Genomic DNA, 13,608 nt, shown 5'->3' on the forward strand with positions numbered 1-13,608 from the left:
ACGAGAGTGGAACGGTCGCCGCATCCGGCGGCAGGAAAGGCACTCACCATGTTCGTCGCGCTCCGCGATCTCCGCTTCGCCCGAGGCCGGTTCATCCTGATCGGCTCCGTCGTCGCCCTCATCACCGTCCTGGTCGGCTTCCTCAGCGGGCTGACCGGCGGTCTCGCCACCCAGAACATCTCGGCCGTGCTCGGGCTCCCCGCCGACCGGATCGTCTTCTCCGCCCCGGCGGCCGGCGAATCCGGAGCGAGTTTCGCCGACTCCGCCGTCACCGAGGACCAGGCGGCGCAGTGGGCGGCGACCGACGGGGTCACCGCGGCGCAGCCCGTCGGGATCAGCCAGACCCGTGGTGAGGCCGGCGACACCCGCGCGGCGATCGCCCTGTTCGGCGTCCAGCCGGGGTTCGACGCCACCACGCCCACGGCCGACGGGCGCCTCGGGCTGTCCGACCCGGCCGCGGAGGCGCTCGGCGTGGAGACGGGCGATGACGTCACGATCGCCGGCACCGCCTATACCGTCGAGACCGTCGGAGGCGACGGCTGGTACAGCCACACCCCGGTGGTGCAGATGACCCTGCACGACTGGCAGGCGTACTCCGCCGCCACCGGCAGCCCCGATGCCCACGCGACCGTCCTCGCGGTCACCGGGAGCCCGGACTGGGATGCCGCCGACGCCGCCGCCACGACGGTGTCCGAATCCCCGCTCACATCCCTCATGGCCCTGAGCGCGTTCCGCTCCGAGATCGGCTCGCTGCTGCTCATGGTGGCGATGCTGTTCGGCATCTCGGGGCTCGTGATCGGAGCGTTCTTCACGGTCTGGACCATGCAGCGCAAGGGTGACATCGCGGTGCTCAAGGCGCTCGGTGCCAGCACGCCCTCCCTCGTCCGTGACGCCCTCGGACAGGCCCTGATCGTGCTGCTCGTCGGAATCGGCCTCGGTCTGGGGGTCGTCGCCGGGCTCGGCACGCTCGCCGGAGGCGCCCTGCCGTTCCTGCTCAGTCCCCTCACGACGATCGTGCCCGGCGTGATCATGATCGTCCTCGGCCTCGCCGGGGCCGCCTTCGCTCTTCGTTCCGTCACCTCCGCCGACCCCCTCACCGCACTCGGGAGCAACCGATGATCCGCCTGAACGACATCACCCTGACCTTCCCCGACGGCGACACCCGCGTCACCGCCGTCGACGATGTCTCGCTCACCGCGCACCCCGGCACCGTCACCGGCATCACCGGCCCCAGCGGCTCCGGCAAGTCGAGTCTCCTGGCGGTCGCCGCGACCCTCATCCGCCCGGATGCCGGTCAGGTGCTGATCGACGACGTCGACGCGACCGGGTTGACCGCCCGCGAGGCGACCGATTTGCGCCGCCGCACCGTGGGAATCGTGTTCCAGCAGTCGAATCTGATCCCGGCGCTCACCGCCCGGGAGCAGCTCCAGGTGATGAACGAGCTCGGCGCCCGCCATAGCCGCGGTCGGCGGACCCACGCCGCGACCCGGGCGGACGAGCTGCTGGAGGCGGTCGGACTCGCCGACCACGGTGACAAGCGACCGCACCAGCTCTCGGGCGGTCAGCGGCAACGCGTCAACATCGCGCGGGCGCTCATGAACGATCCCCGCGTGCTGCTCGTCGACGAGCCGACCAGTGCCCTGGATCAGGAACGCGGCGCGAGCATCATCGATCTCATCCTGCGCCTGACGGATGAGCTGAACACCGCGACGCTGCTCGTGACGCACGACCTCGTGCACCTGCCGCGCATGCACGGTGTGGTCCACCTGGTCGACGGCCGCTTCGCGGAGGCTCCCGTCGCGGTGTGAGGCCGTGACCGGTCTCCCGCCGGGGATCAGTCCTGATCGAGCGCGGCCCGCTCCTCCGGGGTGAGGACGAGGTCGGCGGCCGCTGCGGAGTCGCGGATCGACTGCGGGCGCTTGGCCCCCGGAATCGGGATGACCACGGGGGACTGTGCCAGCTCCCAGGCGAGTGCCACCTGCTGCGCGCTCACGCCTCGGGCGTCGGCCACCTGCTGGAAGGCCGGGTGGTGGGCGGCCAGCTCCTTGGCGTCCGACAGTCCTCCGAGCGGACTCCACGGCAGGAAGGCCAGACCCAGCTCGGCGCAGACGTCGATCTCGGGGCGGCTGCTGCGGAACTTCGGGCTGAACTGGTTCTGCACGCTGACCAGGCTGTCGCCCAGAGCCTCGTGCGCCGCCCGGATCTGGTCGGGGTCGACGTTCGACAGCCCGATCATCCGCACCTTCCCGCCGGCGGCGATCTCGGACAGCGCGCCGATGGTCTCCGCGAAATCGACCTTCGGGTCGGGGCGGTGGTGCTGCCACAGGGAGATCTGCTCGACCCCGAGCCGGGACAGGCTGGCGTCGACCGCCCGGTGCAGGTGCTCGGGGCGTCCGTCGATGTCCCAGCCGCCGCCGTCGGTGCGGAGTGCGCCGCCCTTGGTGGCCAGGAACACGCGGTCGCGCACGCCCAGCTCGTCGAGGATCGAGGCGATGAGCTTCTCGTTCTCGCCCTGCGCGTCCGCGCCCAGCTCCGTGCCTGGCCCGTACGCGTCGGCGGTGTCGAAGAGCGTGACGCCGGCGTCGAGCGCGGCGCGGACCGTGTCGAGCAGCTGCTCGCGGGGCTGGTGGCCGGTCTGGTCGAAGGTCATCAGGCCGAGCCCGATCGCTCCGACCTCGACGCGGCCGACGGTCTGGTTGCCGATTGTGCGTGTGTGCATGGGCCGAGCCTAGGCGCGGCCCATCGGGTGCGAGAGGGGGTGGACACGACGGAGAGGGCGCGCCAAGATGAGCGACCGACGAGTCGGTTGCCAGGCGGATGCCCTTGCACGGGAACGGATGCACCGGTCGGCGCTCAGCGCCGCACGGGGTCCGCATCCCCGGCGAGGAACCGGGCGAGGTCGCGGCGCGTCGGGGCGGCCTCCCAGTCGCCGGGCGTGAGGCACGCGATCGCCCCGCACGCGTTCGCACGGTGCAGCGTCGCGTCGACGTCGAGCCCTTCCAGCCGTGCGCTCAGGTATCCGGCGACGAACGCGTCTCCGGCGCCGACCGTGTCGACCACGTCGACCACGAACCCGGATGCCGCGGCCACGGCATCCCGCGTGACCGCGGTCGCCCCGGCGGGGCCCTGCTTCCGCACGACCGTCGTGACGCCGGCATCGTGCAGGATCGCCGCCGCCTCCTCGGCCGAGGAGTCCGGGTACAGGATCGCGAACTCGTCGTCCCCGCCGAACACGATGTCGGCCTGCTCGGCGATCTCGCGCAGAACCGGGCCCGCGTCGGATGCCGGTGCCAGCGCCGAACGGTAGTTGATGTCGAAGCTCACCGGAACCCCCGCGGATCGTGCCCGAGCGACGCCGGCGAGCACCGCGGAACGGGCCGTCGGCGACAGCAGCGGAGTGATCCCGGTGAGGTGCAGCAGCGACGCCTCCTCGATCCAGCGATCGGGCAGATCCATGCCGGCGACCCGAGACCCGGCCGACCCGCCGCGGTAGTAGTGCACCGCCGTGGATGCGGCCGACGGCCGCTCCTTCACCATGAGCCCGGTCGCCGCATCCGCGTCCACCACGGCGCGCACGTCGACGCCTTCGGCCCGGATCTCGCGCGTCACCCGTTCGCCCAGCGAATCGTCGCCGACCCGGCCGAGCCACGACGCCGCGACCCCGAGTCGCGCCAGACCGATCGCGACGTTGCTCTCCGCACCGCCGATCCCGAGCGCGAGGCCGTGGGCATGCCGCAGAGAGCCGAGCTCGGTCGTGCGCACGAGCGCCATGGTCTCGCCGAACGTGACGACGGAGGGAGCCGTCATCGGGCGCAGACCTCGACGAACGCCTGGGCCCGGTCGCGCAGCGCCGTCCGGTCGCCGCCGGAGAACGCATCGCCGAGCAACGGCCCGCCCACGCTCACGGCGACAGCACCCGCGGCCAGCCAGGCCGCGGCCCCGGCGAGGTCGACGCCGCCCGAGGGCACGGCGACCAGCTCCGGGAAAGGTCCGCGCAGGTCCTTCAGGTAGCCGGGGCCGACCTGTCCCGCGGGGAAGATCTTGACCGCCGACGCCCCGGCCGACCACGACGCGAACAGCTCGGTCGGGGTCAGACCACCGGGGATGATCGGCACACCGGCATCCGTCGCCTGCTGCACGAACGCGGCCGAGGTGATGGGCGTCACGAGGTAGCTCGCTCCCGCGTCGACCGCGTGGGCGAGATCGGAGGAGTTCGTCACGGTGCCCACACCGAGATCGGCGACATCACCGTACTGCGCGCGCAGGTGCGGCAGCCGGTCGAAGGTGCCGGGCGTGGTGAGGGTCAGCTCGATGCTGCGGATGCCGGCGTCGATCAGCACGTCGAGCACGGCGTCGTAGTCCTCGGCGCGCGGCGCACGGGCGACCACGACGAGTCGCGACGCGACCGTGCGCGCGGGCAGGGCGATCCGACGCGTCTCACCAGTCATGCACGGTCCCGTCGAGCAGACGGTTCACCGGCAGGTACGCCTTGGTGTACTCGTGTCCGGCCGCGGCCTCCTCGTCGAGCGCGACGCCGAGGCCGGGCTCATCACCCGGGTGCAGGAATCCCCGATCGAACGTGAACGAGGTCTGGAACACCTCGAGCGTCTGCTCGTTGTGGGGCATGTACTCCTGGATGCCGAAGTTGTGGATCGCGAGGTCGAGATGCAGCGCGGCGGCCATGCCGACCGGGGAGATGTCGGTCGGCCCGTGGATGCCGGACTTGATGCCGTAGATCGCGGCGAAGTCGAGCAGCTTCTTCATCGCCGTGATGCCTCCGGTGTGGGTCACGGCCGAGCGTACGTAGTCGATCAGTCGCTCGGTGATGAGCGTCTGGTAGTCGTGCACCGAGTTGAACACCTCGCCGATCGCGAGCGGCGTCGTCGAGTGCTGGCGCACCAGCCGCAGGGCCGACTGGTCTTCTCCCGGCGTGCAGTCCTCGAGCCAGAACAGGTCGTAGGGCTCGATGTCCTTCGCGAACCGGGCGGCCTCGATCGGCGACATGCGGTGGTGGCCGTCGTGCAGGATCCGCAGGTCGGTGCCGAATTCCTCGCGGATCTGCGAGAACACCCCGGGCATGTGGTTCAGGTAGTTGCGGGTGTCCCAGGTCTCCTCGCTGGGGCGGTCGCCCGAGCGCTTGGCGGGCTCGTAGTCGTAGCGCACGCCGGGCCCGGCGGCCGAGACGCCGTAGATCTGGCCGAGGCCGGGGACCCCGGTCTGCACGCGCACGGCCGTGAAGCCGAGCTCCTGGTATCCCGTGATCGCGTTGGAGAGCGCGGCGTAGTCGGTGCCCGACGCGTGGGCGTAGACCCGCACGCCCTCGCGGCTGGCGCCGCCGAGCAGCTGGTACAGCGGCATCCCGGCCTTCTTGGCCTTGATGTCCCACAGCGCCATGTCGACCGCGGCGATCGCGGCCATCGTCACCGGTCCGCGGCGCCAGTAGGGCCCGCGGTAGAGGTACTGCCACGTGTCCTCGATGCGGTCCTCGTCGCGACCGATCAGCATCGAGGCGACGTGGTCGGCGAGATAGGACGCGACCGCGAGTTCGCGGCCGTTGAGGGTGGCGTCTCCCAGGCCCGTGATGCCGTCGGAGGTCGTGATCTTCAGCGTCACGAAGTTGCGGCCGGGGCTGGTGATGATGACGTCGGCGAGCTCGATGGTCATGGCGGGGTTCCTCAGGAGGTGGGGGTGGGGTGCGGCTGTTCGGGCAGCCGCACCCCGGGTCGTGATGGACGGTCAGATCGCGTCGCGCGGATCGGTCAGGTCGCGACCGGCGACCTCGGGCATCCAGATCGATGCGATCAGCGCGCTCAGCGTGAAGATGAACAGCATGATGATGATCGGGATGAACGAGCCCGTGACGGCCGAGACCCAGGCGGCGGCGATGACGGGACCGGCGCCGGTCGCGATGATGGCCGCGATCTCGCGGGCCATGGCCGTGAACGTGTAACGGTTGCGCGCGCCGAAGAGCTCGGGGAGCGTGAGGTTCTCGAGCGAGGCGAAGCTCATCACCGCGAGGTTGTGCAGCACCACGTAGCCGATGAAGACCTGCAGCGTGACACCGCTGCTGATCATGAGCATCGTCGGCACGATGACGATGAGCGCGACGATCGCCCAGATCATGTACATCCGCTTGCGGCCGAAGCGGTCGCCCAACCAGCCCGACAGCGGGACGGTGATGAACGCGACGAGCGAGGAGACGATGACGGCGTTGACGCCGATCGAGCGGTCGAGCAGCAGCACGACGGTGATGTAGCTGATCAGGTACGTCTGGATCATGCCGGAGTTGCCGGCCTGGCCGAAGCGCAGCAGGAGCGCGATCGAGAAGGCCTTCCAGGGCTTGCGCTGCATCGCCTCGAGCGTGCGCACGTCGCCCGTCTCGGTGGCGAGCTGGATCGTCTCCTGACGGGAGAGGGCCTTGCCGTCGACGACGTCGTCGCGCTCCTCGAAGACCGGGGTCTCCTTGAGGTTGAAGCGCACCCAGATGGCGAAGAGCATGATGACCGCGCTGCCGATGAACGGGATGCGCCAGGCCCAGTCGATGACTTCCTGCTCGCTGTACGCGACGAGGAGGATCGCCCAGATGCCCGAGGCCAGCAACGTGCCGCAGTTGGTGCCGAGCGCGACGAGCGAGGCGATGATGCCGCGGCGCTTCGCGGGTGCGTACTCGGCGAGCATGACCCCGGCGCCCGAGATCTCCGCGCCGGCACCGAAGCCCTGCGCGATGCGGAGCAGGACGAGGAGGATCGGCGCGAGCACGCCCACCTGGTTGTACGTCGGCAGGAAGCCGATGAGGGTGGTCGCGAGTCCCATCAGGAGGATCGTGTAGAACAGCACCTTCGTGCGGCCGGTCTTGTCGCCGAGGCGGGCGAAGAAGAAGGCTCCGACCGGACGCGCGACGTAGCCGACGCCGTACGTCGCCATCGCGGCGACCACGGCGACCGCCGGGTTCTCGGAGGAGAAGAACAGATCCGCGAAGACGAGTGCGGCGGCGAGCGAGTACAGCTGGTAGTCCATGAACTCGAGGGCGGTGCCGAGCCATCCGGAGATGGCGGCGCGCACGAGGTCGCGGACGGACCTCTTCGCGGTGGGGTCGTCGACAGCCGTGGCCGTCGTCTGCGATTCGGACATGAGAGGTACTCCTTCGGACCAGGAACGGGGGGGGGGTAGCGCTAGAGGGAGAGCAGGACCTTGGCGGAGGCGGACGAGTCGCGGGCGAGCGCGAACGCCTGCACGGCGTCGGATGCCGGGACGACGTGGGAGACGACCGTGTCGAGGGCGTCGGATGCGGCCAGCATCCGGACCGCGTCGTCGATCTCGGTGGAGAAGCGGAAGGCGCCGCGGATCGTCAGCTCCTTCGCGAGCATCGGTGCGAGGTTCACCCCGATGTCGGCGTTCGGGAGCATGCCGACCTGCACGACGGTGCCGGCGCGACGCGCGGCCCGCACGGCCGAGGTGAGGGCGACGCCGACGCCGGAGCACTCGAACACGACGTCGTACGACTCGTCCGCGATCGTGTCGCGGCCGACGAGGGAGACCTCGGTGGCGCCGAGGACCGCGGCCCGGTCGAGTGGTTCGGTGCGCACATCGCTGGCGCCGACGACCGCGGCACCGGCGTGCACGGCCGCGGCCACCACGAGGAGTCCGATCGGGCCGGCGCCGATCACGAGCACGCGCTTCCCGGTGATGTCCCCGGCGAGGCCCACGGCGTGGATCGCGACCGCGAGCGGCTCCGCGAGGGCGGCGCGCTCGAGGGGGAGCGCATCCGGGAGCACGCGGACCATGTGGTCCTCGACGATCAGGAACTCGGACGCCCCGCCCTGACGGTGGGGGTTCGCCGCGGCACTGCCGAAGTAGTCGCCGCCGGGACGCAGGTGCGGGCGGTCCTCCAGGCCGGGGATGCTCGGGCCGTAGCGCGCCGGGTGGACGGTCACCGGGGTGCCGGGGGCGAGACGGCCGGAGGGGTCGAGGTCGACCACGCCGGAGAGCTCGTGGCCGGGCGTGAGCGGCTCCCGGATCGTGTACTCGCCGTTGGCGCCGTGGAAGTAGTAGTGCAGGTCGGAGCCGCAGATGCCGACGTACCTCACGCGGAGACGCACCTCGCCGTCGCCGGGGGTCGGGGTCTCGCGATCCTCCCAGCGGATGTCTTCCTTGCCGTGGATGGCGAGAGCCTTCATGGCTGCATCTCCTCTGCGTTGGTCCGTGCGGACGTGAGGGCAGGGGAGGCCGAGACGGCATCCGTGATCGCCGCATCGACGCCCTGCCGCTGGATCGTATCGATCAGATCGCCGACCCGCCCGATGAAGGCGTCGTGCCCGGCGAGGCCGTCGCCGAAGAGCTGCCGTTCGGTGATCACGCGCTCGGCGAGCTCGCGCCCGGTGCGCGCGGTCGCGGCGAGGGCCGCGAGGGGCGCGCGGGCCGCATCCGTCATGGCCGCCGCATGCCCGCCGGGATCGAACCCGGGCAGCGGGGCGATGCAGGAGAGGTATCCGGCCACGGTCAGCGCGATCAGGTGCGGCATCTCGCCGCGGGCGAGCGCCTGCAGAGCGGGCTCGGGGATGCGCTGGCGCAGCTTGACCGAGCCGTCGGTGCCGACCTGGCTCGTGCGGTGACCGAGCGCGCTGTTCCCCCAGCGCTCGAAGAGCTGGCTCTCGTAGTCGCGGATGTCGACTCCCGTCGGCACCTCGATCGACGGCTCGTATTCGTCGCGGAGCACACGGAGCGCGGCGGTCGCGATCGCCTCGAGACCGATCGCCTCGGGGATCGTGCCGACGCCGCGCAGCGCGCCGAGGTAGGCGATCAGCGAGTGCGTGCCGTTGAGAAGACGGACCTTCATCTGCTCGTACCGGCCGACCTCGGTGGTGAAGACGGCGCCGCCGGCCTCCCAGGCCGGACGGCCGCCCGCGAAACGGTCCTCGATGGCCCACATGGTGAAGGGCTCGGCGGGAACGGGGATCTCGTCGTGCGTGCCGAGGAGCGCGCTCACGCGCTCCCGGAGCTCGGGGGTCGTCGACGGCACGATGCGGTCGACCATGCTCGAGGGGAACGCGACCGCCTGGTCGAGGAACGCGAGCGTGTCGGCGCCCTCGCGGGAGGGCAGCGCCTGCAGGAACTCCCGGACGAGCTTCTCGGTGTGGGCGCCGTTCGCGGCGAGGTTGTCGCAGCTGAGCACGGAGATCGGTGCGCCGGATGCCGCTCGGGCCTGCAGGCCGCGGGCGAGCTGTCCGATCGTGGACCGCGGGGCTCCGCCGCCGAGGTCGGCGCGCACGGCGGCGTCGTCGAGGTCGAGGTGCTGCGTCGCGGCCGAGTAGCTGTAGCCGTTCTCCGTCACGGTCAGGGTGACGATGCGGATGCCGGGGTCGGCGATCTGCGCCACCACGCGCTCGGGCTGCGCGGCGCCGACGAAGGCGTCGGTGTGCACTCCGGGCACGCTCAGCGAGGTGCCTTCGGGGGAGACGGTTGCGACCGTGTAGAGGAGATCCTGCGAGTGCATCGCGTCGACCACGGTGCGGGAGCGGGAGGCGACGCCGACGATGCCCCAGTCGCCGTCGGATGCCGAGAGGGCCGCAGCCGTGTAGACGGCCTGGTGGGCGCGGTGGAAGCTGCCGAGCCCGAGGTGCAGGATGCCGGCGTTGTCGGGCCGAGGGTGATCGGCGATGATCGTCATGTAAAGCAGTGTGTATGAGTTGTACAAACTTGTCAACCCGTTACACGTCGGGATGCAGGATCATAGGATGACGACGAAGCGGAAGGCGAACGTGGCAGCGACACTGACGGACGTGGCACGACGGGCCGGCGTGTCCATCGCGACCGCCTCCCGCGCGTTCGGCGAACCGGACCGGCTCGCCGGCGGCACGCTCGAGCGGGTGCTGCAGGCCGCCGTCGATCTCGGCTATTCGACTCCGCAGAACAGCGTGGCCACGCGCACGATCGGCGTGATCGTGCCCGACATCGCGAACCCCGTGTACGCGATGCTGCTCAAGGCCATCCAGGGCCAGGCCTGGCACGGCCGGCATCGCATCGTGCTGTTCGACGCCGACGAAGACCTCCGGCGCGAGCGCGAGCAGATCGTGCAGGCGCGCAAGCTCGACGGCATCCTGCTGTGCTCGCCGCGTCTGCCGGACGACGAAGTCCTGGCGCTGGTCGGGAGCACGCCGTACGTGGTCGTCAACCGGCAGATCGACGGCGCACCCTGCGTGGTGATGGACACCGAGCACGGCCCCACGCAGGCGATCGAGCACCTCGTCGCGCTGGGCCACCAGCACGTCGCCTACGCCTCCGGGCCGCGCGGATCCTGGGCGGACGCCCGCCGGTTCGACACCATCTCGCGCGCCTGCGAGCGCCACGGCATCCGTCTGACGCGCCTCAGCCACCACGCCGCCTCCATCCAGGGAGGTCGTGCCGCCGCCGCGCTCGCCGCGGCCAGCAGCGCCACGGCTGTCGTGGCGTACAACGACCTCGTCGCGCTCGGACTCGAGGCGGGCATGTCGGAGCTCGGACGCACGTGCCCGGAGGACATCAGCATCGTGGGCATCGACGACATCGACCTCGCCGGCGCGGTGACCCCGGGGCTCACCACGGTGCAGATGCCGATCGAGCGCTGCGGCACTCTCGCGGTCGACCTGCTCCTGCAGGCGATCTCGGGAACCGTCATCAGCGATGTCGTGACGCTCGGCTCGCAGCTGATCGTGCGCGCCTCCACCGCGGCGCCGGCTGCCGCCGCGATCTGAGCCGTCTCCGCCGCGATCCGGCGCGGCCGGTCGGGCTACTCCTGCGCTCCGCCGCTGTCAACGGTGCTGCTTTTCTCCGGCATCCGCACGATTCTGGGAGACTCAGTATCCCCGACGAACGGAGTGCAGGATGTCGAATCCCGATGGTCTCGTGAACAGTCAGGTCCCGACACCCGAGATGCCGACGGCTCCCGAGGAGCCGCTCGTGCCCGAGGAGGAGGAGACGGCCGAGGCGCGCGTCGCGGCGCAGGATCCGTCCGACGGCGTCTTCCCGGCCGATGTCGCGCAGCCGGAGACGCAGGGCGATGACCCGGTCGAGGCCGAGCTCGGCGAGGACGGGCAGGGTGACCTCGCGCCCGAGGATGAGGGCGCGCAGCACAGCGGCGACGCCCCGACCGATCTGCGGACCGCCGAATGAGCGGCACCGAGGACGGCGGAACCCGTCCGGCGAACGTCTCGAGGCCGCAGGACTCCGATGCGCAGGCGCGGATCGCCGAGCACCTCGAGGCGCGCGAGGGTGAGGGGAGCGGAGAGCTCCTGTACGTCGGCGACACCCCGGCGGGCGGAGCCGGTGCCGACTCGGGTGGCGGTGCCACCGTGCGCGTCGACCCCGCGTCCGAGGCATCCGTCCCCGACGAATCGACGCACAACGATGAGCCGGGGATCGGCACCCGCCGCTCGCGCCGCGAGGCTCGCGACGCCTGAGCCGGCTGTGGCGGAGTGACGCTGCGGGGTCAGAAGCGCACCGGAGACGGCTCCGGGAGGGGCGCTTCTGACCCCGCACCGTCGATCACACGGTCGACGGGTGCAGGACGACCTTGATGCAGCCGTCCTCCTTCTTCTGGAACGTGCTGTAGAGCGCGGGGGCGTCCTCCAGCGGGGCGTGGTGGGTGGTGAGGTCCATGACCCCGAGCGGGTCGGCGGCGTCCTCGACCAGCGGCAGCAGCGTGTCGGTCCAGCTCTTCACGTTGCACTGCCCCATCCGCAGGCTGATCTGCTTGTCGAACATCGTCTTCATCGGCATGATGTCGGCGTCTCCGGCGTACACGCCGCTGAGTGACACGGTTCCGCCGCGGCGCACCACGTCGATCCCCGCGTACACCGCGGCCAGACGGTCGATCCCGGCCTTGTCGAGCAGTTTCCGCGCCGCCGCATCGGGCAGCAGGCCGACGGCCTTCTGGATGAACTCGACGCCCGAGTTGCCGTGGGCTTCGAGCCCGACGGCATCCACCACGGAGTCGGTACCGCGTCCTTCCGTGAGATCGCGCAGCTCGTCGATCACCGTGTCGGTCAGGTCGAAGGTCTCGATGCCGTGTCGCTCGGCCATGGCGCGCCGCTCCGGCACCGGGTCGACCGCCAGCACGCGGTAGCCGCGATGCCGACCGATCCGGGCCACGAACTGGCCGACGGGTCCGAGGCCCATGACGGCGAGCGTGCCGCCGTCGGGAACCTGCGCGTACTCGACGCCCTGCCAGGCGGTCGGCAGGATGTCACTCAGGAAGAGGTATCGCTCATCCGGCAGGTCGCTCCCCACGGAGATGTGGTTGTAGTCCGCGAGGGGAACGCGCAGATACTCCGCCTGGCCGCCCGGCACCTGGCCGTACAGCTTGGTGTAGCCGAACAGGGCCGCGCCGCTCCCGTACTCGCGCACCTGGGTCGTCTCGCACTGCGACTGCAGTCCGCGGCGGCACATGAAGCACGTGCCGCACGAGATGTTGAAGGGGATGACGACGCGGTCGCCGACCTTGAGCGTCGTCACGCCGCTGCCCACGTCGACGACCACGCCCATCGGCTCGTGACCGAGGATGTCTCCGCGGTCGATGAACGGGCCGAGCACTTCGTAGAGGTGCAGGTCCGATCCGCAGATCGCGGACGAGGTGACCCGGATGATGGCGTCGCCGGGTTCCTGGATCTTCGGCTCGGGGACGTCTTCGACCGTCACCGTGCGTGTTCCCTGCCAGGTCAGTGCTTTCATCGGGTCCTCCGTCGTTCGGTGAGTGGACGGACCACTCTCCCCCGCGACGGCGGATCGGTACACCGGGTTGACAGAGCGGGACGCTACGGGGAACGCGTGAAGTCCTCGGCGGCGCGCACCTGATCGGGCGTCGGGCGGATGCCGGTGTAGAGCACGAACTGCTCCAGCGCCTGCAGCGTCGCGACCTCGGCGCCCGTGATGACGGTCTTCCCCGCCGCCCGCCCCGCGCGCACGAGAGGCGTCTCGGCCGGCAGCGCGACCACGTCGAACACCACGGATGCCGCGGCGATCACCTCGTCCGCGAACGACAGCGCGTGCTCGTCGGCGCCTCCCGCCATCCCGATCGGGGTCACGTTGACCACGATGTCGCCGGTGAGCCCCTCGGCATCCGCGGCCCACGTGAATCCGTAGAGGTCGGCCAGCGCGCGGCCCGCCTGCTCCGTGCGGGCGATCACCGTGACGCGGGTGAAGCCTGCATCGCGGAAGGCGGCGGCGGTGGCCTTGGCCATGCCGCCCGATCCGCGCAGCAGCACGGACGACTCCGGGTCGAGCGCGTTCCGCTCGATCAGCTGCGCGATCGCCGAGTAGTCGGTGTTGTAGGCGGTCAGGACGCCGTCATCGTTGACGATCGTGTTGACCGAGTCGATCGCCGAGGCCGAAGCGTCCATCCGGTCGACGAGGGCGATGACGTCTTCCTTGTACGGCATCGAGACCGCACAGCCGCGGATGCCGAGGCCCCGGACGCCGGCGACGGCCTGCGCGAGGTCGGTGGGCGCGAACGCCTTGTAGATCCAGTTGAGGTCGAGTGCCTCGTAGAGGAAGTTGTGGAAGCGCGTGCCGTTGTTGCTCGGCCGGGCCGAGAGCGAGATGCACAGCGTCATGTCCTTGTTCAGCATGGTCACC

The 13,608-nt window shown here is 70.8% G+C and carries 14 protein-coding genes; 5 read left to right on the forward strand and 9 right to left on the reverse strand.

Annotated elements, in window-relative coordinates; genetic code table 11:
* Window positions 1–48: 48 nt before the first annotated feature.
* Together ACWA14_RS00280 and ACWA14_RS00285 are read left to right on the forward strand one after the other, a co-directional pair.
* Window positions 49–1,119, forward strand: a complete 1,071-nt coding sequence (locus ACWA14_RS00280; protein ID WP_463795444.1) for an FtsX-like permease family protein — start codon at window positions 49–51, stop codon at window positions 1,117–1,119.
* The gene (locus ACWA14_RS00285) at window positions 1,116–1,808 is read left to right on the forward strand and encodes an ABC transporter ATP-binding protein (RefSeq protein WP_463795445.1); all 693 of its coding nucleotides are present in this window, start codon (window positions 1,116–1,118) and stop codon (window positions 1,806–1,808) included. Before ACWA14_RS00280 ends, ACWA14_RS00285 begins: the two co-directional genes overlap by 4 nt.
* A 26-nt stretch (window positions 1,809–1,834) precedes the next feature.
* Here ACWA14_RS00285 and ACWA14_RS00290 read toward each other — a convergent pair whose 3' ends face one another.
* The 7 genes from ACWA14_RS00290 to ACWA14_RS00320 all read right to left on the reverse strand — a co-directional run bounded on the left by ACWA14_RS00290 (window position 1,835) and on the right by ACWA14_RS00320 (window position 9,667).
* A complete protein-coding gene (locus ACWA14_RS00290; RefSeq protein ID WP_463795446.1) occupies window positions 1,835–2,719 on the reverse strand; it encodes an aldo/keto reductase in 885 nt (294 codons plus the stop codon).
* A 134-nt stretch (window positions 2,720–2,853) separates the two neighbouring features.
* Window positions 2,854–3,807 (reverse strand): sugar kinase, encoded by a 954-nt coding sequence (locus tag ACWA14_RS00295; protein WP_463795447.1) that lies wholly within the window; start codon window positions 3,805–3,807, stop codon window positions 2,854–2,856.
* Complete coding sequence (locus tag ACWA14_RS00300; RefSeq protein ID WP_463795448.1) at window positions 3,804–4,448, reverse strand: bifunctional 4-hydroxy-2-oxoglutarate aldolase/2-dehydro-3-deoxy-phosphogluconate aldolase; 645 nt, start codon at window positions 4,446–4,448, stop codon at window positions 3,804–3,806. Before ACWA14_RS00300 ends, ACWA14_RS00295 begins: the two co-directional genes overlap by 4 nt.
* A complete protein-coding gene (gene manD, locus ACWA14_RS00305; protein ID WP_463795449.1) occupies window positions 4,438–5,664 on the reverse strand; it encodes a D-mannonate dehydratase ManD in 1,227 nt (408 codons plus the stop codon). Before manD ends, ACWA14_RS00300 begins: the two co-directional genes overlap by 11 nt.
* Window positions 5,665–5,736: 72 nt before the next feature.
* The gene (locus ACWA14_RS00310) at window positions 5,737–7,131 is read right to left on the reverse strand and encodes an MFS transporter (RefSeq protein ID WP_463795450.1); all 1,395 of its coding nucleotides are present in this window, start codon (window positions 7,129–7,131) and stop codon (window positions 5,737–5,739) included.
* Window positions 7,132–7,172: 41 nt separating this feature from the next.
* Window positions 7,173–8,177: an L-idonate 5-dehydrogenase gene (locus ACWA14_RS00315; protein WP_463795451.1), complete on the reverse strand. Its 1,005-nt coding sequence runs from the start codon at window positions 8,175–8,177 to the stop codon at window positions 7,173–7,175.
* Window positions 8,174–9,667, reverse strand: coding sequence for a mannitol dehydrogenase family protein (locus ACWA14_RS00320; RefSeq protein ID WP_463795452.1), 1,494 nt, complete (start codon window positions 9,665–9,667; stop codon window positions 8,174–8,176). Before ACWA14_RS00320 ends, ACWA14_RS00315 begins: the two co-directional genes overlap by 4 nt.
* A gap of 67 nt (window positions 9,668–9,734) precedes the next feature.
* Between ACWA14_RS00320 and ACWA14_RS00325 the strand changes: the two genes are divergently transcribed.
* The 3 genes from ACWA14_RS00325 to ACWA14_RS00335 all read left to right on the forward strand — a co-directional run bounded on the left by ACWA14_RS00325 (window position 9,735) and on the right by ACWA14_RS00335 (window position 11,435).
* Window positions 9,735–10,730 (forward strand): LacI family DNA-binding transcriptional regulator, encoded by a 996-nt coding sequence (locus ACWA14_RS00325; protein ID WP_463795453.1) that lies wholly within the window; start codon window positions 9,735–9,737, stop codon window positions 10,728–10,730.
* A 130-nt stretch (window positions 10,731–10,860) separates the two neighbouring features.
* Window positions 10,861–11,148: a hypothetical protein gene (locus ACWA14_RS00330; RefSeq protein WP_463795454.1), complete on the forward strand. Its 288-nt coding sequence runs from the start codon at window positions 10,861–10,863 to the stop codon at window positions 11,146–11,148.
* The gene (locus ACWA14_RS00335; protein WP_463795455.1) at window positions 11,145–11,435 is read left to right on the forward strand and encodes a hypothetical protein; all 291 of its coding nucleotides are present in this window, start codon (window positions 11,145–11,147) and stop codon (window positions 11,433–11,435) included. The genes ACWA14_RS00330 and ACWA14_RS00335 overlap by 4 nt, the downstream gene beginning before the upstream one ends.
* 85 nt (window positions 11,436–11,520) lie before the next feature.
* Here ACWA14_RS00335 and ACWA14_RS00340 read toward each other — a convergent pair whose 3' ends face one another.
* Together ACWA14_RS00340 and ACWA14_RS00345 are read right to left on the reverse strand one after the other, a co-directional pair.
* Window positions 11,521–12,705 (reverse strand): alcohol dehydrogenase catalytic domain-containing protein, encoded by a 1,185-nt coding sequence (locus tag ACWA14_RS00340; protein WP_463795456.1) that lies wholly within the window; start codon window positions 12,703–12,705, stop codon window positions 11,521–11,523.
* 83 nt (window positions 12,706–12,788) lie between these two features.
* Window positions 12,789–13,607: a shikimate 5-dehydrogenase gene (locus ACWA14_RS00345; RefSeq protein ID WP_463795457.1), complete on the reverse strand. Its 819-nt coding sequence runs from the start codon at window positions 13,605–13,607 to the stop codon at window positions 12,789–12,791.
* Window position 13,608: the final 1 nt, after the last annotated feature.

The sequence above is a fragment of the Microbacterium sp. TW_SC_2 genome, assembly GCF_055361165.1.